Consider the following 19,360-nt stretch of genomic DNA (forward strand, 5'->3'; position numbering starts at 1 on the left):
AGCACGTGCTTCCTTTTTGCTATTTATCGAACTTTTTACGACGATTGGTACTTTGAATAAACAGTTGTTTCATCGTTTCTTCATCATCGTTTTTTAATGCTTGTTTAAAGATATCTAGGGAAGCTTCAAATGCTTCGATCTCCTCTAATAGAATATCCTTATTGAATAAGAAGAGCTCACTCCACATATCTTCATTGATTTTGGCGATTCTTGTGAGGTCACGAAAGGAATCTCCAGTGTAATCAACCAACTTATCATGATCGTGTGTATTCATTAAACTTACAGCAATTACATGGGTAAGTTGACTCAGAAAGCCAATCATTCGATCATGCTCATCAATACTTAATAGTGAGATGTGATGAAACTTTAGTATATCTGCAACATCCATCATAGCATTGATCGCTTTTTCGCTATTGTCTACAGTTGGAACAATAATGAAGTTTGCTTGTTTGAATATGGAAGGGTCTGCATGTTCAATTCCACTGACTTCTTTTCCAGCCATCGGGTGTGTTGAAATAAATTCGGCATCCACATCCTTTAAGATATCTTGAATTGGTTTTACAACATTACGCTTTACCCCAGCGATATCTGATACAATTGCACCTGGTTTAAAGTCGTGTTTATGTTCTTGTACCCACTGAATCATCACTTTTGGATATAAACATAGAATGACAATGTCAGCTTTATGTATATCGCTTGGTTGAATACTTCCTTCAGTGATGAAATTGTTCGCTAGCGCATAATCAATTGTTTCTTGACGTCTAGCAATCCCAATCACATGATATCCTGCATCATGTAGACCTTTGGCATAACTACCACCAAGTAAACCTAAACCAATAATTGCATATACAGGTTTATTTGACATAGCGCACCTCAATGCCAACACTTGCTAGATCTTCAAAGAAGGTTGGATATGATTTATTGATGTATTCTGCTTCATCAATCATCACTTTATCTTTCATGCAGGTTGCTGCAATCGCTAATGCCATAACAATACGGTGATCTTTATGTCCGCTCAATTGACGTGTTGCTTCATACGGTGGATTTCCGTGAATTGTAATCGTATCTGGTGTACTTGAATAATTGACACCGCATGCTTGTAGTTCACTTTCCATTGCAAGAATACGATCACTTTCTTTTAATCGTAACCGGCCTGCATTGATAATGGTGCTTTCTTTTTGTGTATACATTTGTAGTACATTTAATATAGGCCCTAAATCTGGACAGTTTTCTAAATTGATCGTTGCTGGAGATAGTTGCGATTTTTTTATTTCATAGCCAAAAGGTATGGGAGTAACATCCACATGGAAATCTTTTAAGATATCAATGATTTGCTTATCTCCTTGCTTACTATCATGCGATAATCCAGTGATTTGTAAGTCATTGTTGATGGCAGCTAAGACAGCAAAGAATCCTGCTTGTGAGTAATCACCTTCGATTGTGTAATCTGCAGCTTGGTATGTTTGATTTCCTTTGATGTATAGCGTATATGGATCTTGATAGACAACATCAATTCCATAATGTGCAAGCATTTGAAGGGTTAAATCCACATAACTGCGACTTTCATAAGGTGCTTGAATATGAATGGTTGAATCTTGTTTTAGTAAAGGTAAAGCAAATAGTAAGCCAGAGATGAATTGACTAGATACATCACCAGCTAAACTATATGCACCTGGTTGTAAACTACCTTGAATACGAATACATGATGCATCTTGTGTGTAATGTAATTGTTTCTCATGAAATAGGTCTTCATATACTTTTTGTGGGCGCTGAAGTAAACGGTTTTCACCAGTAAAGGAAACGCTTTTATTCGTTAGTGAGAAAATTGGAATGAAGAAGCGTAAAGTACTTCCACTTTCCTTACAGAACACATCTTGGTTATCTGCAAATGAGGCAAAGTCAATTCCACCATCAATGATCACTTGATCATCTTTTGTTTCTATATGTGCACCAAGTTGTTGCATCCCTGCAATCGTCACAAGAATATCATCAGAAAATGCAACATTCGAAATGATGCTTCTTCCTTTAGCTAAACTTGCACAAATGATTGCACGGTGTGACATACTTTTTGAAGGTGGGAGATGTACACTTCCAAAACATTCGGAAGGTGTAATTTCTACTTTCATTAGATATCTCTCCCGATAACTTGTGCAATTTCTCTAGCTTTTTTAATTAATGCTTTAAAACGTTTTGGTTTTAAACATTGATCTCCATCAGAGAATGCATTTTCTGGATCATTATGTACTTCAATAATAAGTCCATCTGCTCCAGCAGCAACCGCTGCTAGTGAAGCACTTTCTACAAGTGACCAATCTCCAGTTGCATGTGAAGGATCGATCACGATTGGTAAGTGTGTTTTACGTTTAATAATTGGAATCACACTTAAATCTAACGTATTTCTTGTTTCTGTTTCAAATGTACGAATTCCACGTTCACAGAAGATAACGTTTGGATTTCCGTTTGCCATAATGTATTCTGCACTCATAATCCATTCATCAATCGTGTTGGCAAATCCACGTTTTAATAAGATTGGTTTTGTCGTACGTTTTCCTAATTCTTTTAGTAATTCAAAGTTTTGCATATTTCTTGCCCCAATTTGAATTACATCTACGTATGTTTCAAATTCATCAATTTTGTCAGCACTCATAAGTTCACTAACAATTGGTAATCCAGTTTCTTCTCGTGCTTTGACCATGGCAAGAATTCCATCGGTTTGCATCCCTTGGAATGCGTATGGTGATGTACGTGGTTTGTATGCTCCGCCACGAAGCATTTTTCCACCAGCATCTTTTACGTCTTTAGCAAGTTGGACAACCATTTCTTCACTTTCAACGGAACATGGTCCACCAATTACCACAATTTTTTCTTGTCCACCAATCTTGATTCCATTGATATCAAAGATGGTATCTGTTGGGTGCATTTGACGTGAAGCAAGTTTGTATTTTGCGGCAATACGTGTAACGTGTTCAACGCTTTCGTTTGCCATAATGCGTTTTTCATCGATTGCGGTTGTATCCCCAGTTAACCCATAAATCGTAAGGTCGCTACCTTGAATTTCAACAGCAGTAACACCAAGTGTTTCTAACTTATCGATTAATTTTTTGACCGCTTGTTGGTCAGCATTTTTCTTTATCGTAATAATCATTTGTTTTGTCCCCCTACATATTTATGATTGTGATTTGGTTGGTATATGTTGCGATTGCTTGATCCACCGCATCCACGAGTGTATCGTGGTTGGTAATAGTTGCATCACTATAGTTCTCGTATAATGGTGCACGCGTATCATATAATTGTTGAATTGCTTCTTTACTAGAACTTAGCGGTCTTGATGGATCACTAAGTAATTGCTCGATATTTCGATCAATATAAATGAGGAAGCCATTGTGTTGTAAATTTTTAATATTCTCATAGTTCTTAACAATTCCACCACCACATGAAATAACTACGTGATGTGAATTAGCAAGTTCTTTTGTGACTTGTGTTTCTATTTCGCGAAAAGCAGCTTCGCCATGTAATTCAAAATACTTGGCAATTGGCATTTGGATGCGTTCAACAATTTGTGCATCAATATCGATAACCTCACGCTTTAACTGTGTACATACTTCATTTGCGATGGTGGTTTTGCCACTACTAGGCATACCGATAAACACTAAGTTACTTTGTTCGAGTAAGAGTTCTTGATAAATGCTCTCAATATGTACATCATCAATGGTGATGTCTTTAAAATACTCAACTGCATATTTTGCTTGAGCAACTAACATTTCAAGTCCATTTACACAAGGAATGTTATGCTTTTTCGCTTCTAATAGAAAACTGGTACGCAGTGGATTGTATATTACATCCACACATGCTTCAAGTTTATCAAATCCATCAAGGTCAATTGGTGAAGCATCAACTTGTGGTGACATTCCTACTGGTGTTGTTTGAATGATAATTTCACAGTTTCTATGCTTTTTATAGATTTCATCGAGTGTCGTAGTTTCTTTACTAGCGATGATATCAACAATCAACACTTGTTTTGCATTTGCTTGACGTACTACTTCTTGAATGGCTTTACTGGCTCCACCATTCCCAATGATTAGCACTTTTTTTCCTTGTAAGGAAATGTTGTGTTTACGTAAGGTATATGCAAAACCTAAGTAATCCGTATTGTAGCCAATCAGTTTTCCATCTCGATTTACGATGGTATTTACAGCACCAATCCGTTTGGCACTTTCATCGATTTCATCAAGATAAGGAATTACCGTTTGCTTATATGGTATTGTCACATTAATCGCTTTAAAATCTTTTGCTTTCATAAATGCATCGATATCCTCTTTTGCGATTTCTTTTAGTTGGTATGTATAGTCACTTACGAGTTGTTCGTGAATGACTTTGGAAAAACTATGACCGAGTTTTTCACCAATTAATCCGTATTCCATATTATTCACCTACCCATGCTGGACCAAATTGTTGGATGCATAGATCCAATATCCCAATAGCAACAACACTGTCCACGACAACACGTGCACGGTGTACAATGGCAGGATCATGACGTCCTTCAATTTGGATGGTTGTATTTTCTTTTGTTTGATAGTCAATTGTTTCTTGTTCAATAAAGATGGAAGGAGTCGGTTTCACGACCGTTTTTAGATGTAATGGCATTCCATTAGAAATTCCACCATTGATTCCACCATTATAATTCGTTTTGGTTTTTATTGTTTCTTGGTCCATATAGAAGGCATCATTTACTTCGCTTCCATTGAAGTTGCAAAATTCAAAACCTAGCCCAAATTCAACTCCTTTGATTGCAGGAATGGAAAATAGTAATTTAGCTAGTACGCTTTCTAAGCTTGAGAAGAACGGTTCACCAACACCCGTAGGCATACCTAGCACCATCGTTTCTAAAATTCCACCCGTAGAGTCACCGGTTTTAGCTAGGGTTTCAATACGTTCTTGCATGTGCTTGCTCACTTCTACATCACATACAGGAAAATAGGTTTGATTGAGTTCTTGCAATACAGATACAGCAACATCTTCACTTTCTGGGAAGGGGATATCTTGTAGTTCTTGTAGTTTTGCAATATGAGTTCCAATAACGATTCCTTTTTTTTCTAAGATGTGACGTGCAATACTTCCTGCTGCCACAAGTGGGGCAGTAAGTCTGCCAGAGAAGTGACCACCACCGCGATAATCTTGATAGCCACGATATTTTTCGTTGGCTGTATAGTCTGCATGCGATGGACGCATTTTATCGTTATGATAGTCCTTAGAGTGCGTGTTGCTGTTTTCAAATACAATGCAAAGTGGTGTACCTGTGGTATATCCATTAAAATACCCACTTACAATATGAAGTTCATCACGTTCTTTACGACTTGTTGATATTTTTCCTTTTGGTTTTCGTAAATCTAAAAAGTGATTGATATAGTTTTCATCAAGTGGGATACCTGCAGGTAAACCGTTGATCAAAACTCCAATGGCTTCTCCATGAGATTCACCAAATAGGGATATTTGTAATGCTTCACCAATACTACTTTTCATGATGACTCCTTTCTATCAGTTGTTGTATTTCACTGAGTTCTAATGCTTGTATATACGAGTGACCAGGTACATCTACCCGAACTACATCGATATGCGTTTGTTTTGCTTTTTTATCTTTTGCGATGATTTGCATCACTTCTTGGATATCATAATCAACATCGATAGGAATATGCATGTTTTGTAAGATGGTTTTTACTTGTTGTTGTAAAGTAGGATCATCAAGGAAATACAACATACCTAAAGCCACGCATTCACCATGATAATATGTTTTTAAATCATAGTACGCTTCGATTCCATGACCGATAGTATGGCCAAAGTTTAATGTCTTGCGTAAACCACTTTCTTTTTCATCTTGTTCGACAACTGCTTTTTTTACAAGTAAGGCTTTATAAACGATCGTTTCCAGTTGATCCATATAATTATCTTGTTTAAAGATTTCATATAAGGAAGCATCGTGAATCAATCCTGCTTTTAAAGCTTCAACCAGTCCACTTTGAATGTGTCGTTTAGGTAAACTATCTAAAGTGCTAAAATCAATAAATACTGCATCTGGGTGATAAAAGGCACCGATAATATTTTTTACATGATCTAAATTGATTGCTACTTTACCACCGATACTACTATCGATTTGTGAGAGTGTGGTTGTTGGAATGGACATAAAGGAAATTCCACGCATATAACTACTTGCGACAAATCCACCAAGATCACCAATAACACCACCACCTAAGGCAATTACTACATCACTGCGTTGCATACCATAAGCTAGACAAGCTTCACACACTTCTTTATACGTTGCAAAACTCTTACTTCCTTCACCTGGTTCTACCTTATATATTGTACTTTGTTTGCAGTAGGATTGCACTTTACTTACAAGATATTCAGGAATATTAGTATCCGTTAAAATGAAGTATTTTTTTGTGTCACTGACAAAATCTTGAAGTTTATCAATGGTATTTTCTCCTAAGAAGATAGGATATGATTTGTGATCAAGATTGATTTGAATTTCCATAAAAACTCTCCTTTAATAAAAAAAGCACCAACATCAATTGCTGTGCCTAGTTGTGTGCCAAACATGAATAAATAACCAATACATTGTATTAGTTTGTTTGGCTCTATCTAAAGTAAAAATAAAAAGTTGATGTTAGTTTCATGCGTACATTGTAATACGATATATTTCGTTTTGCAAGCACTTTATGAAAATTTTACAATTTATGAAACAATTTTCATAAAAATCATGTATAATACAAAGTTAGGGGAATATATAAAAACTAAACTATATTTGTTGTATAATAAATAAAGGAGATTTGCGATGAATAAATTAGAGCAAGCAAGAGTGAAAATTAACGAAATTGATCAAGCCATGGCTGAGTTATTTGAAAAACGAATGCATGCAGTTGAGGATGTCATTTCATATAAACAAGAACACCAAATGGAAGTTCTTGATTTTTCACGTGAGCAACAAGTCATTCAAAAGAATCTATTACATATTCAAGATGAAAAACTGCGCTCCTATTATGAAGAATTCATTACAGATGTTATGAAAGTAAGTCGTCGTTATCAACATGCAACACTTATTGAAAAGAAAATTGGTTATCAAGGAACCTATGGTGCCTTTTCATATTTAGCAGCACGTGCAATATTTCCAGATGATGAACTAATTCGATTCAAAAGTTTTGAAGATGTGTGTAAAGCAGTGGAAAGTAAAGAAATTCGCTATGGTGTAATTCCATTAGAAAATTCTCATAGTGGTGAAGTTGGTGAAGTCAGTGATTTACTGTATCGCTATCCTTTATATATTGTGGACATCTTTGATTTACAAGTGAATCAAGCATTGCTTGCTAAAGAAGATATTCCAATTGATCAAATCACAAAGATTTATTCACATCCACAAGCGATTAGTCAGTGTTCTAAGTTTCTAAAAGGAAGAAATATCGAGATTATTGAATTTCCAAACACTGCACTAGCTGCTGAATTTGTAAGTAAACAAGAAGATCCAACGATTGCAGCTATCGCAAGTAAGGAAGCTGCTCAACTGTTTGGATTAAAGATCGTTGAAGATAATATACAAACAAATGATGATAATACAACACGTTTTGCGATTGTCGCAAAAGAAGCAAATACGCAAGGAAATCATTTCCAAATTATTTTTACCCTTGCCAACAAACAAGGAACATTAGCACAAGCGATTAATAGTATCGCTTCACGTGGCTTTAATATGAAAAGCATTAAATCGCGTTCGATTCCACAAAATGCTTGGTCGTATTACTTCCAAGTAGAACTCGAAGGATTTTATGAAGATGCATCGACACAAGCGATGTTAAAAGAATTAGGCGCGGTTTGCCGTGATTTAAAATATATTGGTTCATACAATAAGTAGGGGGACATATGAAAACATTTATTAAAGAAAACGTAAATACAACACCAATTGTTGATAATGTATTCTCAATTGTGTCAAAAGCAAAAGAAGCAATCGCAAAAGTAGGAGCAGATCAAGTTGTTGATGCAACAATTGGATCTCTATATGGTGAAGATGGAAAACTTGTAGCTTTTGAATCGGTATATCGTCCATACGATGCAATTGATGATCGTTTAAAAGCAGCATATGCACAAAGCTTTGTTGGTAATGATGATTATCGTAAAGCGGTATACGACTGGGTTGTTCAAGATAGTAAACTTGACTTAGAACATTCGGTATTAGCTACGCCAGGAGGTAGTGGTGCAGTAAGTACAACGATCTCAATGTTACTAGATGAAAATGAAACATTAATCATTCCCGAAATTGCTTGGGGTTCATATAAATTGATGGCTACAATGAACAATATTGACACAGTTTGTTACTCATTATTTGATGGTGATGGATTCAATCTTGATGACTTTAAGAAAACTTGCAAAACTGTAATGAAAAAGCAAGGTAAAGTTCTTGTGATTATTAATGACCCATGTCATAATCCTACTGGATATACTTTAACAAGTGAGGAATGGGATGCCGTAATGGATATCGCAAATGAACTTGGAAAAGAAGGTCCATTTATTATCTTAAATGATATAGCATATATTGATTTTGCTTGGGACTTTAAAGCAAGTCGTAACTATATGCATGCATTTAATAAAATGAGTGATGATGTGATGGTAATTGTTGCTTTCTCATGTTCAAAAACATTAACTGCATACGGATTACGTTGTGGTGCAGCAATGATTTTGGCAAAACAAAAAGAAAGCGTACGCCAAGTAGAAATCGTCATGGAAAAAGCCGCAAGAGCGATATGGTCAAACATTCCAAATGCTGCGATGAAAAACTTCGTCTATGTAACGAAAGAAGGAAAAGAAGACTTTGAAAAAGAAAAAGATTCATATGTTGCTTTATTAAAGAAACGTAGTGATATCTTTATTGAAGAAGCAGATGCTTGTGGACTAACATATTATCCATATCGTGAAGGATTCTTTGTGACATTACGTTATGAAGATCCAGACATGCAAACAAAAATGCATGAAGCCTGTATGGCTGAAAACATCTTTACTGTGAAAGTAAATAAAGGAATCCGAGTTGCTTTATGTTCACTCAGTGTAGATAAAGTAAAAGGACTTGCTTACAAAATGAAGGAGATTAACGACAAGTTATAATGAAAAAAAATAGTGGTTTGGGCATTGTTGCATTTGTGATGCTGGTGTTGATGGTCGTGGTAGTGAGTTACCTTGGTTATGAACAAGGGTGGCATACACTAATTTCACTTTGGTTAGCACGCCATGCATCACTTGTTTACGCATTATGTGTAACCTGTGTTGTCATGTTTGGTTTAGCAACCATTGTCGCAAGAAGAAAAGAGAAAGAAAAATCATCAGCATTGAAGTTTTATGGAACTTTACTGGTGGTTTTCATGTTACTTGTTGCGATATCTTTTAATTATTTCCGTAATCAAAATTCCTTATATGGAGAAAATACAAAATATGATGACAATGAAACAATTAAAATTGCAGATGATTTACCACCAATTACAATTGTTGGAGATTTAAGTGTTGAAGAAAAAAGCTACTTCATCGATGAATGTATCAAACCACAACCATATGAACTATTAAAAGAAACCACACGAATTTTCTTATGTAGTCGCGAACAATTTGAAGAAATTCGTAAAGAGAACGATATTGCACAAGCAGTCGCGTTTGCTGTGCCAACCAATCGTCATATCTATATTGATGCAAGTCGTGTTGGTATGTATCGTGTTGTTACTCATGAATTATCACATAACTATGATGTCTCACATGATTTCATCAGTGAAACAAAGAAGTTTAAAAAAGAATTTGAAGATTTCACAAAAGATGAACAGTTTAATGGATTATTTAATTTATTAGATGTGCAATATGCACGAAGTAGTGCAGCTGAATTCTTTGCAGAAGTTAGTGATACATACTTCAATCAAGGGCAAGAGTTGGAAAGACGCTTCCCTGAACTATATACGTATTTTGATGACATCTACAATGGAGAGAATCTATGAGAGTATTAATTCAAAGAGTGAAACATGCAAGTGTCACAATTGATGGAGCATTGTATAGTGAAATTCAACAAGGATACGTATTACTTGTTGGAATCACAACGGATGATACAAAAGAAATAAGTGAAAAATTAGCTAAAAAGGTTGCTCAACTACGCATCTTTGAAGATGAAGATGGCAAGATGAATTTTGATATTCAACAAGTAGGGGGAAGTATATTAAGTATCTCGCAATTCACACTTTATGCAGATACGAAAAAGGGAAATCGTCCAGGTTTCTCAAGAGCGGCAAGACCCGAACAAGCAAATCCATTATATGAAATGTTCAATGAACAATTGCGCACTCATGGATTGCATGTAAAAACAGGAGTCTTTGGTGCAGATATGAAAGTAGAATTATGCAATGATGGTCCTGTAACCATCATGTTAGATAGTGAGGAAATGTATGGATAAAATTATTTACGGTAGTGAAATTGCCGCAAAGTGTAAAGAAGATTTAAAAGTAGAAATCGAAGGATATAAAGCCAAAGGGATGCGGTTACCGCAACTTGTAGTAATTCTTGTAGGTGATGATGTAGGAAGTCAGTCCTATGTGAAAGGTAAAGAAAAAGCCTGTGAAGCCATTGGAATGCAAAATGCAACTATCCGTTATGATGCAAGTATTAGCGAAGAAAAATTGATTGAAAAGATTCAAGAATTAAATTATGATGACAATGTAGATGGAATTTTGGTACAACTACCATTACCATCACATATCGATACCAATCGTGTCTTATTCAGTATCAACCCAGATAAAGATGTAGATGGATTCCATCCATATAACATCGGAAAAATGATTATTGGGGAAGATACTTTTCTACCCTGTACCCCAAAAGGAATTATCAAGATATTAGAATCGATTGGCTATGATGATTTATCAGGAAAAAATGCAGTTGTTATTGGACGTAGTAATATTGTTGGAAAACCAATTGCACAATTATTACTTAATAAGAATGCAACTGTGCAAATGACACACTCACGCACAAAAAACATTGAAGATATTGTAAAACATGCCGATATCGTAGTTGCTGCTGTTGGAAGAGCCAAACTTGTGAAAAAAGAATGGATCAAAGAAGGTGCAGTCGTAATTGATGTAGGTGTAAATCGCGGTGAAGATGGAAAACTTTGTGGTGATGTTAATTTTGATGATGTGATTGATAAAGTAAAATACATTACGCCAGTGCCGAAAGGTGTTGGACCAATGACGATTGCGATGTTATTAGAAAATACGGTGGAATCGTATCGGAAAAGAGAGGATCTAGAAGATGGAGTACAATCTTAACGATATTGTAGAGATGAAAAAACAACACCCATGTAAAAAAAGCAACGAATGGAAAATCATTCGTATGGGTGCCGATATTCGTATCAAATGTTTAGGGTGCGGATCATCAGTATTAATGGAACGCAGAGATTTTGAAAAGAAATTGAAAAAGATTGTAAAGAAAGCGGATATCAACGATGAAGAAACTAATTAGTATCTTAATGATTTTTGCCTTTTGTGTAGGATGTCAAAGTGAACCGGAAAAGGTTACAGTCATATGCACATTTCAAGGGAAAGAATATGGAATAGACATGAAACAAGACATCACTTTACATGCTGAAGATGATGAAATCGTGCAAATTGATGATGATATGAGTTATACATTTGATAATGTAGAACGCTATCAAGAAGATATAGACTTAAAAATTGCTTCATATAAAGACTTAGAAAAATGTCCAGATAAGACAGATAAAGATACATGTACAAAGAATGCAACATTCACTTGGAAACAAAAGGATAATGTTCTAAGTACAAAAAGTGTTGTCTATGTAAAAAAGGCACTTGAAGCAAATGAAAAGTTGAGTATCTTTAAAGAACTACCTGAAGGTAGTGATTACTATTCACTAAAAAGCACACGTAAAGCTTTAGAAGATCAAGGCTATACATGTAAGGTAGTAAAGAAATAATCGAATGTTTGAAAACTGGCAATTGTCAGTTTTTTTATGTCCAAAATCGATGGATGTAGAAATCGATAATTTATAACATGCTATGAAAAAACGCTAGATATTAGAATCCTGAAATAATAATGCACAATAATTGGACAATCCGTTGGATTCTTTTGAATTGATATTGCTTAAAAGTGCAAAAGAAGGTACACTATAACAGTATTTGAGAGGTATAAACTATGGCATTAACAGCAGGAATTGTTGGTTTACCCAACGTAGGAAAATCAACATTATTTAACGCGATTACAAAATCGCAAGTAGAAGCAGCAAACTACCCATTTGCGACAATTGAATCAAATGTGGGAGTTGTAGAAGTACCAGATAGTAGAATTGATCGTTTGGTAGAAATCGTTCAACCAAAGAAAACATTATTTACAACGTTTGAATTTACTGATATTGCAGGTCTTGTAAAAGGGGCAAGTAAAGGGGAAGGTTTAGGAAACCAATTTTTAAGTAACATTCGTTTAACTGACGCAATTTGTCATGTGGTTCGTTGTTTTGAAGATCCAAATGTAACCCATGTAGAAGGTTTTGTAGATCCAATTCGTGATATCGAAATCATCAACTTAGAACTTGTATTAGCAGATGAACAAACTGTAGACAATCGCTTATCTAAAGTTGAACGAAAAGTAAAAGCAAAAGATGCAGAAGGAATTGCTGAAAAAGCAGTGCTTGATAAAATCAAAGCAGCTTTAGCAGTTGGTAAACCCGCACGTAGTGTAGAACTTACTAAAGATGAAAGAAACCTTGTTAGAGGATTTCAATTATTAACGATGAAACCTATGCTTTATGTTGCTAACATCGCTGAAGAAGAAATCAATGATCCAAAAAGTAATCCACACTTCAATAAAGTAGTAGAATTAGCAGCAAGTGAAAACAATGAAGTTGTTGCTATCTCTGCAAAAATTGAAGAAGAGTTATCTGTTTTAGACAAAGAAGAAAAAGATATGTTCTTACAAGATTTAGGAATTGGTGAATCTGGACTAGATCAAGTGATTAAAGCAAGTTATGCAATGCTTGATTTATGTACATACTTTACAGCAGGTGTTGTCGAAGTTCGTGCATGGACATTCAAAAAAGGTATGACTGCTCCTGAATGTGCAGGAATTATTCATACCGACTTTGAAAAAGGATTCATTCGTGCAGAAACGATGTCATTTGAAGATATGGACACATATGGTAGTGAACAAGCAGTAAAAGAAGCTGGGAAGCTTCGTTTGGAAGGAAAAGACTACGTAGTTCAAGATGGAGACATCATGCACTTTAGATTTAACGTATAAAGCCCGCGAGGGCTTTTTCCATTTGTATTCATGTATTTCTAACTTCTTGTGTGATATATTTGAGTTACATAAGGAGGAGTTAAGAAATGGATTGTTATTACATAATTGGACTACGTTTAGCATCAAGAGTACATAATGCAGTAAAATTACAAGAAGTGCTCACAAAATCTGGATGTAACATTAAAACACGTTTGGGGTTACATGAAACAGATGAAAAATATTGCTCAAATGATGGATTGATCATCATCCAAGCTTGTGGAACGAAAGCTGAAATTGATGATATGATGACTGCCTTTAATGAAATTGAGGGTATCACTGCAAAATTAATGGATTTGAATTAAAAAAGACATCGGTGGATGTCTTTTTTAGATATATTATTCGTTATAGTATTCTGTTTGTACAATGGTTCCACTAAATTCAGCAAGTGATGTAAAAGTACCACTCATCTTTACTGCACCATTAATATTTGGCGTATCAATAATAAACTCAATCATAGAGTTTGTACTATCAATACAACCACCAGTTGTATGGTTGTCACTTTTTTCATCAATCTTCATTACTTTGAATGTTTGTCCAGTCGATGTAGTGAAACGGTATTTAGAACCAATTGGACCATAGTATGAACCTAAGGCAACAGCGATAAAACCATCGTCTGTGCGTAAAAGTCCATCTGATGATACGTTCATATATGAAGTCAAATAATTGTATTGAAGACTACCAACACGAATCATTCGATAATCCATAAATGATATGTTATCTGCGCTAAGGGAACAAGTGCCGCTTACGTTATACTTGCTTTCTTCTGCTGCAAGTTGTGCTTCATAAGCTAAGCGAGCTGCTTCTTCTTGTTGACGACGAAGTTCTTCAGCTTCTTTTAAACGTTTTGCTTCCTCTGCTTTTTGAATTTCAATAGCTTTTGCACCTTGTGTAACTTCAGCTTGAATGGCAAAGCTTGTTGGGCTTTGTTGTGATTCAATACCTCTAAAGTTTTCTGCAACCACGTTTTTACGCATAACTGTAGGTGCTTTTTGGATTTGAGTTCCACTTGTATAAACAAGTAATGAACAAACAGTTATGATTGCTACCGTACGTGGTAGTGTAACTTCTACGCCTTTGACGTAGATTAATATATGACGACCTAATGTACGACCATTCATGCGGTCGAATTCAACATGAATGAAGTTTGTTGTTTTGCATAAGACTTGCATCACCTTAGTTACAGAAGTAGATAACAAGTGTTTTGCTGTTTTCATGATTTGAGTACATACGTTACTCAATCTAGTTTTTGAATTGTTAAGAAGTTGCGTCCCACGTGCAACAAGAATCTTTACTTTATCTCCCAAACGGGAGGTGGGTTTCTCAACGTTTCTTTTCATAATAGTATACTCTCCTTTTTCGAAATCTCGATATTTGATTTTTAGCTATTCGAAATATATCTTTCCGTTAGCATATATGCGCTAACTTTTGGTATTATATTGCATTTTACATGAAAATGCAAATCAATCACCTTTACATAGGTTTTTACTTATGGTGTTATAACGATATGTATACGTGGAATTCGCAAGTATAAAACAAGCGCAAATAGTTGAAGTATTGACACAATTGGTATATTATAGGAAAGATTTCACAAGGAGGTGTAGACATGGTAGATATTATAGTTGTAGGTGGTGGACATGCAGGTGTTGAAGCTGCTTTAGCAAGTGCTAGAATGCAAAAAGAAACCATCTTATTTACATTATCAAAAGAGAATATTGCGAAGATGCCATGTAACCCTTCGGTTGGTGGACCTGCAAAAGGAATCGTCGTTCGTGAGATTGATGCACTTGGAGGAGAAATGGGGAAAGCTGCTGATGCAACAGCGATCCAATTCAAAATGTTAAATACAAACAAAGGTCCAGGTGTTCGATGTCTTCGTGTGCAAAGTGATAAACTTGCCTATAGTCGTTACATGCAAGATAAAGTTTTACATCAAAAACATCTTACTGTACGTGAAGCGATGATTGAAACCTTACTTACAAAAGATGGAAAAGCAATTGGGGTAAAACTTGCGGATGGAGAAGAAGTATATGCAAAAGTTGTAATACTAACAACAGGTACATACATGAGTGGAAAAATCTTGCTTGGACATAGCGCAACACCTAGTGGTCCAGATCAAGAACCAACAACGAATGCTTTATCACAATCGTTACGTGATTTAGGTTTACAAACGTTCCGTTTAAAAACAGGAACACCGGCACGTGTCAAAACAAATAGCATTGATTTTACAAAAACGGAACCACAACCAGGAACGGATGGTTTTGTGGCATTCAGTTATGATACGAAAAAAATCTTAGATTTAGATAAACAGGTATTATGTTACTTAACGTATACAAGTCCAGCTACACATGAAATTATCAATGGTAATCTAAAAGAGAGTGCGATGTATTCTGGATTGGTAGAAGGTGTAGGGCCTAGATACTGTCCAAGTATTGAAGATAAACTTGTACGTTTCCATGATAAGGAACGTCATCAAATCTTTTTAGAGCCTGAGAGTTTAGAATTAGACACAACCTATGTACAAGGTTTTTCAACATCAATGCCTGAACATATTCAAGATTTGATGATTCATTCACTTCCTGGACTTGAACATGCAATTATTGATAAATATGGATATGCAATTGAATACGATGCAATTGATCCTTTGCAAATGAAAGTGAGTTTAGAAAGCAAGATTGTAGAAAACTTATTTACTGCTGGTCAAGTCAATGGAACTAGCGGATATGAAGAAGCTGCAGGACAAGGATTGATGGCAGCAATTAATGCAGTGCGCAAACTTGATGGAAAAGAACCGTTTGTTTTACGTCGTGATGAAGCATACCTTGGAGTGTTAATAGATGATCTTGCCAATAAAGGAACAAAAGAACCATATCGCTTACTTACAAGTCGTGCTGAATATCGCTTACTATTACGTCATGATAATGCAGATACACGTTTAAGTGGCTATGGGCATGAAATTGGCTTACTTCCACAAGATCGATATGAGCGCTTTATTTTGAAGCAACAACACATCGTTGAACTAAAGCAATTATTGGAAGAAACACGCTTTACACCAAAAAGCGAAGTAAATACATACTTAGTAGAAATTGGATATGATGCATTGCATGATGGAACTTCTGCATATGATTTACTTAAGCGTCCAAAAGTAGAACTAGCTAGATTATGTGAATATCTAGGGGTATCATATACGCCTGATGTACTTGAAGCAGTTGAAATTGAAGTAAAGTATGAAGGGTATATCGTAAAAGCAAAAAAAGAAGCAAAACGTATGCTTTCCATGGATAAATTAAAACTTCCAGTGGACATCGATTACCAACATGTAGATAATCTATCACTAGAAGCTAGACAAAAACTAGATCAAGTAAAACCGATTACAGTAGGACAAGCAAGTCGAATTAGTGGGGTAAACCCCGCAGATATTGCAGTCTTAATGATCTATTTAAAAAAGAAATAGAACGAATCAAGTAAATAAAAAAAGGATGCATTGCATCCTTACGTACGTTCTTTAACGATTTCAAAGCCTTCCTTCGTGAGGGCTTTTTTAATTTCTTCAATATGTTCGTGGTTTTTGGTTTCCATCGTAATCTTTAAGAAACAAGAGTTAATGTCCATTTCTGGATCTCCTGCATCATAATCGATAGCGACAACGTTACCACCACAATCACTAATGATTTTACTAACCCCTAATAATTGTCCAGGTTTATCAACAAGTGCAATTGTTAGTGATGTTTTACGTCCACTCATGATTAATCCACGTGTAACAACTCTAGATAGAATGTTTACATCAATGTTTCCACCACTGACAATACAAACTACGTTTTTATGTTCCATTGGAATTTTGCCGAACATTTCAGCAGCAACTGCAACCGCTCCAGCACCTTCTGAAAGTAGTTTTTGTTTTTCCAACATCATCAAGATAGCAGCGGCAATTTCATCATCACTAACAGTAATGATTTCATCTACATACTTCATTGTTAAATCGTAGGTTAACTCACCAGCACGCATAACCGCAATTCCATCGGCAAATGTGTTTACTTGGTCAAGTTCAATAATGTTATTTTGCTTACATGCTTCATACATACATGCAGCACCAGCAGCTTGTACACCGTACACTTTGATTTCAGGGCGTAGGGTTTTAATAGTGTAGGCAACACCACTAATAAGGCCACCACCACCAATAGGAACCACAACTGCATCAACATTATCCATCTGGTTTACAATTTCGAAACCAATTGTACCTTGTCCAGCAATAACATCTACATCATCAAATGGATGAATGAATGTATAACCATGTTCTTTATGTAAGCGAACAGCTTCTTTGTATGCATCATCATATGTACCTTCTACAAGTACGATTTGTGCACCAAAGCTCTTTGTTGCTTCTACTTTTGAAATAGGTGCGCTATCTGGCATACATATAATACAAGGAATGTTATTCTTTTGTGCAGCTAATGCAACCCCTTGTGCATGATTTCCTGCACTACAAGCAATAATTCCTTTTGCTTTTTCAGCTTCTGAAAGTTTGCTAATCTTATAGTAAGATCCACGAACTTTAAAACTCCCCGTTAATTGTAAATTCTCTGTTTTTAAAAACAGGTTATTTGGACTTGGAATATTTGTGGCAGCGATAACGTCAGTTTTACGAATCACATCATTCAGCACACGACGTGCATCTAATACCAAATCAATACTCAAAGATTTGTTTTCTTCATTGTTTGCCATATTCTAGTCAACCCCCTTATTTAATGCTACAATTATACCATAAATAGAGGGGTGATTATATGAAGTTTACGGAATTACAAAAACGCTTAAATTCACTTGTGATTTTTCGTAGTTTCCTACAAGATGAAGTAATTATAAAACTTAGAACACTGCTAGATGCTAATGATCAAGAAGTGGAATCGTATATCAATTACTATTGTGATTTTTGTGCAAGTTTATTTGATAAAGATACAAACTTGTCACGTTACATATATAAGTTTGTGATGCGTAATGAAAATGTATACGTGTCTAGAATTGCACAACAAAAACCAGTTGAAAATGTATTGCATCAAAGTTTGTTGCATGAACTTCGTGTACTGCAAGAAGTAAGTTCATTAACTTCGCAACAATTACTAAAAGACTTACCATATCCAGGGTTCTTACCGAAATGGAAAAACACGAAATATCAATTCAAAAAAGACTATTTAACAAAAATGGAGCGTTTACCAATTGATGGATATGGAGTTTATGCAAAATATCATGTGTTCCGTTTAGAACAACATGGATTGCTCCCGGTTAAACATCCAGATCCACAAGATGTATCCGAACTCATTGGATATGAACGTGAAAGAAATCAGGTAAAACAAAATACTTTGGCATTCTTGCAAGGAATGAAAGCAAGTAATACATTGCTGTATGGTGATGCAGGAACTGGGAAGAGTTCAACAGTAAAAGCGATTGCTAATGCATACCATAAAGAAGGTTTGCGTTTAATTGAAGTAAGCAAACAATTGCTGCACAAACTACCAGAACTGATGGATGAGCTTGCAAAGAACCCGTTAAAGTTTATTATCTTTATCGATGATTTAAGTTTCTCAGGTAACGATGATAATTTTGTGGCATTGAAGACCATCTTAGAAGGTGGTGTTGGTGGGCGTCAAAAAAATGTACTAATCTATGCAACGACGAACCGACGTCATTTTGTTAAGGAAAGTATGAAAGATCGAAATAGTGATGAACTATTCACCAATGATTCCATTCAAGAAACAATGAGTTTAGCTGCACGCTTTGGACTAACCATTACATTCCAAAAACCAAACAAAGATTTATATTTAGAAATTGTGCAAGGCTTAGCTAGAGAAAACCAACTGACAATCAGTGGAGATGAATTGATTACACAAGCAGAGATGTTTGCGATTCGTAATAATGGACGTAGTCCACGTACAGCAAAGCAATTTGTTGAGATGCAAAAGATCCAAGAAGATATGGAATAATCCAGTCTTCTTTTTATATGCAAAGACAATTTTGGTAA

The 19,360-nt window shown here is 35.5% G+C and carries 19 protein-coding genes; 11 read left to right on the plus strand and 8 right to left on the minus strand.

Annotated features, from left to right (window positions below; genetic code table 11):
* Positions 1–19: 19 nt before the first annotated feature.
* From M2098_RS07065 to aroB, 6 genes are read right to left on the minus strand one after another with little or no spacing between them, the layout of a single operon-like run.
* Positions 20–865 carry a prephenate dehydrogenase gene (locus M2098_RS07065; RefSeq protein ID WP_280683108.1) on the minus strand — a complete coding sequence of 282 codons (846 nt, stop codon included), beginning with the start codon at positions 863–865 and terminating at the stop codon, positions 20–22.
* Positions 855–2,126 (minus strand): 3-phosphoshikimate 1-carboxyvinyltransferase, encoded by a 1,272-nt coding sequence (gene aroA / locus M2098_RS07070; RefSeq protein WP_280683109.1) that lies wholly within the window; start codon positions 2,124–2,126, stop codon positions 855–857. Before aroA ends, M2098_RS07065 begins: the two co-directional genes overlap by 11 nt.
* On the minus strand, positions 2,126–3,145 hold the full coding sequence (aroF, locus tag M2098_RS07075; RefSeq protein WP_280683111.1) for a 3-deoxy-7-phosphoheptulonate synthase: 1,020 nt from the start codon (positions 3,143–3,145) through the stop codon (positions 2,126–2,128). Before aroF ends, aroA begins: the two co-directional genes overlap by 1 nt.
* A gap of 13 nt (positions 3,146–3,158) precedes the next feature.
* On the minus strand, positions 3,159–4,421 hold the full coding sequence (locus M2098_RS07080; RefSeq protein ID WP_280683113.1) for a shikimate kinase: 1,263 nt from the start codon (positions 4,419–4,421) through the stop codon (positions 3,159–3,161).
* 1 nt (position 4,422) lies between these two features.
* Positions 4,423–5,520, minus strand: coding sequence for a chorismate synthase (gene aroC / locus M2098_RS07085; protein WP_280683115.1), 1,098 nt, complete (start codon positions 5,518–5,520; stop codon positions 4,423–4,425).
* Complete coding sequence (gene aroB, locus M2098_RS07090) at positions 5,510–6,529, minus strand: 3-dehydroquinate synthase (protein WP_280683117.1); 1,020 nt, start codon at positions 6,527–6,529, stop codon at positions 5,510–5,512. Before aroB ends, aroC begins: the two co-directional genes overlap by 11 nt.
* Positions 6,530–6,829: 300 nt before the next feature.
* Between aroB and M2098_RS07095 the strand changes: the two genes are divergently transcribed.
* The 9 genes from M2098_RS07095 (at position 6,830) to M2098_RS07135 (ending at position 13,652) form a co-directional block, all read left to right on the plus strand.
* Positions 6,830–7,897: a chorismate mutase gene (locus M2098_RS07095; RefSeq protein ID WP_280683119.1), complete on the plus strand. Its 1,068-nt coding sequence runs from the start codon at positions 6,830–6,832 to the stop codon at positions 7,895–7,897.
* Between the two features lie 8 nt (positions 7,898–7,905).
* The gene (locus M2098_RS07100; protein ID WP_280683121.1) at positions 7,906–9,141 is read left to right on the plus strand and encodes an aminotransferase class I/II-fold pyridoxal phosphate-dependent enzyme; all 1,236 of its coding nucleotides are present in this window, start codon (positions 7,906–7,908) and stop codon (positions 9,139–9,141) included.
* On the plus strand, positions 9,141–10,010 hold the full coding sequence (locus M2098_RS07105) for a zinc-dependent peptidase (RefSeq protein WP_280683127.1): 870 nt from the start codon (positions 9,141–9,143) through the stop codon (positions 10,008–10,010). Before M2098_RS07100 ends, M2098_RS07105 begins: the two co-directional genes overlap by 1 nt.
* Positions 10,007–10,459 (plus strand): D-aminoacyl-tRNA deacylase, encoded by a 453-nt coding sequence (dtd, locus tag M2098_RS07110; RefSeq protein WP_280683129.1) that lies wholly within the window; start codon positions 10,007–10,009, stop codon positions 10,457–10,459. The genes M2098_RS07105 and dtd overlap by 4 nt, the downstream gene beginning before the upstream one ends.
* The gene (gene folD, locus M2098_RS07115) at positions 10,452–11,327 is read left to right on the plus strand and encodes a bifunctional methylenetetrahydrofolate dehydrogenase/methenyltetrahydrofolate cyclohydrolase FolD (protein WP_280683131.1); all 876 of its coding nucleotides are present in this window, start codon (positions 10,452–10,454) and stop codon (positions 11,325–11,327) included. Before dtd ends, folD begins: the two co-directional genes overlap by 8 nt.
* A complete protein-coding gene (locus M2098_RS07120; RefSeq protein WP_134170503.1) occupies positions 11,311–11,520 on the plus strand; it encodes a DUF951 domain-containing protein in 210 nt (69 codons plus the stop codon). The genes folD and M2098_RS07120 overlap by 17 nt, the downstream gene beginning before the upstream one ends.
* Positions 11,504–11,992 (plus strand): hypothetical protein, encoded by a 489-nt coding sequence (locus M2098_RS07125; protein WP_280683134.1) that lies wholly within the window; start codon positions 11,504–11,506, stop codon positions 11,990–11,992. Before M2098_RS07120 ends, M2098_RS07125 begins: the two co-directional genes overlap by 17 nt.
* Positions 11,993–12,210: 218 nt before the next feature.
* Positions 12,211–13,311 carry a redox-regulated ATPase YchF gene (gene ychF / locus M2098_RS07130; protein ID WP_280683136.1) on the plus strand — a complete coding sequence of 367 codons (1,101 nt, stop codon included), beginning with the start codon at positions 12,211–12,213 and terminating at the stop codon, positions 13,309–13,311.
* 86 nt (positions 13,312–13,397) lie between these two features.
* Positions 13,398–13,652: a hypothetical protein gene (locus M2098_RS07135; RefSeq protein ID WP_134171323.1), complete on the plus strand. Its 255-nt coding sequence runs from the start codon at positions 13,398–13,400 to the stop codon at positions 13,650–13,652.
* A 33-nt stretch (positions 13,653–13,685) separates the two neighbouring features.
* On the opposite strand, the gene M2098_RS07140 is transcribed toward M2098_RS07135, so the two are convergent.
* On the minus strand, positions 13,686–14,687 hold the full coding sequence (locus tag M2098_RS07140) for a hypothetical protein (protein WP_280683139.1): 1,002 nt from the start codon (positions 14,685–14,687) through the stop codon (positions 13,686–13,688).
* A gap of 266 nt (positions 14,688–14,953) precedes the next feature.
* On the opposite strand from M2098_RS07140, the gene mnmG reads away from it, so the two are divergent.
* Positions 14,954–16,801: a tRNA uridine-5-carboxymethylaminomethyl(34) synthesis enzyme MnmG gene (mnmG, locus tag M2098_RS07145; RefSeq protein ID WP_280683141.1), complete on the plus strand. Its 1,848-nt coding sequence runs from the start codon at positions 14,954–14,956 to the stop codon at positions 16,799–16,801.
* Between the two features lie 38 nt (positions 16,802–16,839).
* Here mnmG and ilvA read toward each other — a convergent pair whose 3' ends face one another.
* The gene (gene ilvA / locus M2098_RS07150; protein ID WP_280683143.1) at positions 16,840–18,069 is read right to left on the minus strand and encodes a threonine ammonia-lyase; all 1,230 of its coding nucleotides are present in this window, start codon (positions 18,067–18,069) and stop codon (positions 16,840–16,842) included.
* A gap of 59 nt (positions 18,070–18,128) precedes the next feature.
* Here ilvA and M2098_RS07155 point away from each other — a divergent pair, with 59 nt between their 5' ends.
* Complete coding sequence (locus M2098_RS07155) at positions 18,129–19,322, plus strand: ATP-binding protein (protein WP_280683145.1); 1,194 nt, start codon at positions 18,129–18,131, stop codon at positions 19,320–19,322.
* Positions 19,323–19,360 lie beyond the last annotated feature (38 nt).

Source organism: Breznakia sp. PFB1-19 (assembly GCF_029893935.1).
Taxonomy (GTDB): Bacteria; Bacillota_I; Bacilli_A; order Erysipelotrichales; family Erysipelotrichaceae; genus Breznakia; species Breznakia blatticola.

Coding starts and splice junctions, on each gene's coding strand:
- mnmG (WP_280683141.1), top strand. CDS start 14,954: ATGGTAGATATTATAGTTGTAGGTGGTGGACATGCAGGTGTTGAAGCT.
- M2098_RS07125 (WP_280683134.1), top strand. CDS start 11,504: ATGAAGAAACTAATTAGTATCTTAATGATTTTTGCCTTTTGTGTAGGA.
- dtd (WP_280683129.1), top strand. CDS start 10,007: ATGAGAGTATTAATTCAAAGAGTGAAACATGCAAGTGTCACAATTGAT.
- M2098_RS07120 (WP_134170503.1), top strand. CDS start 11,311: ATGGAGTACAATCTTAACGATATTGTAGAGATGAAAAAACAACACCCA.
- M2098_RS07140 (WP_280683139.1), bottom strand. CDS start 14,687: ATGAAAAGAAACGTTGAGAAACCCACCTCCCGTTTGGGAGATAAAGTA.
- aroA (WP_280683109.1), bottom strand. CDS start 2,126: ATGAAAGTAGAAATTACACCTTCCGAATGTTTTGGAAGTGTACATCTC.
- M2098_RS07155 (WP_280683145.1), top strand. CDS start 18,129: ATGAAGTTTACGGAATTACAAAAACGCTTAAATTCACTTGTGATTTTT.
- aroF (WP_280683111.1), bottom strand. CDS start 3,145: ATGATTATTACGATAAAGAAAAATGCTGACCAACAAGCGGTCAAAAAA.
- folD (WP_280683131.1), top strand. CDS start 10,452: ATGGATAAAATTATTTACGGTAGTGAAATTGCCGCAAAGTGTAAAGAA.
- M2098_RS07095 (WP_280683119.1), top strand. CDS start 6,830: ATGAATAAATTAGAGCAAGCAAGAGTGAAAATTAACGAAATTGATCAA.
- M2098_RS07135 (WP_134171323.1), top strand. CDS start 13,398: ATGGATTGTTATTACATAATTGGACTACGTTTAGCATCAAGAGTACAT.
- M2098_RS07065 (WP_280683108.1), bottom strand. CDS start 865: ATGTCAAATAAACCTGTATATGCAATTATTGGTTTAGGTTTACTTGGT.
- M2098_RS07080 (WP_280683113.1), bottom strand. CDS start 4,421: ATGGAATACGGATTAATTGGTGAAAAACTCGGTCATAGTTTTTCCAAA.
- ychF (WP_280683136.1), top strand. CDS start 12,211: ATGGCATTAACAGCAGGAATTGTTGGTTTACCCAACGTAGGAAAATCA.
- aroB (WP_280683117.1), bottom strand. CDS start 6,529: ATGGAAATTCAAATCAATCTTGATCACAAATCATATCCTATCTTCTTA.
- M2098_RS07105 (WP_280683127.1), top strand. CDS start 9,141: ATGAAAAAAAATAGTGGTTTGGGCATTGTTGCATTTGTGATGCTGGTG.
- aroC (WP_280683115.1), bottom strand. CDS start 5,520: ATGAAAAGTAGTATTGGTGAAGCATTACAAATATCCCTATTTGGTGAA.
- ilvA (WP_280683143.1), bottom strand. CDS start 18,069: ATGGCAAACAATGAAGAAAACAAATCTTTGAGTATTGATTTGGTATTA.
- M2098_RS07100 (WP_280683121.1), top strand. CDS start 7,906: ATGAAAACATTTATTAAAGAAAACGTAAATACAACACCAATTGTTGAT.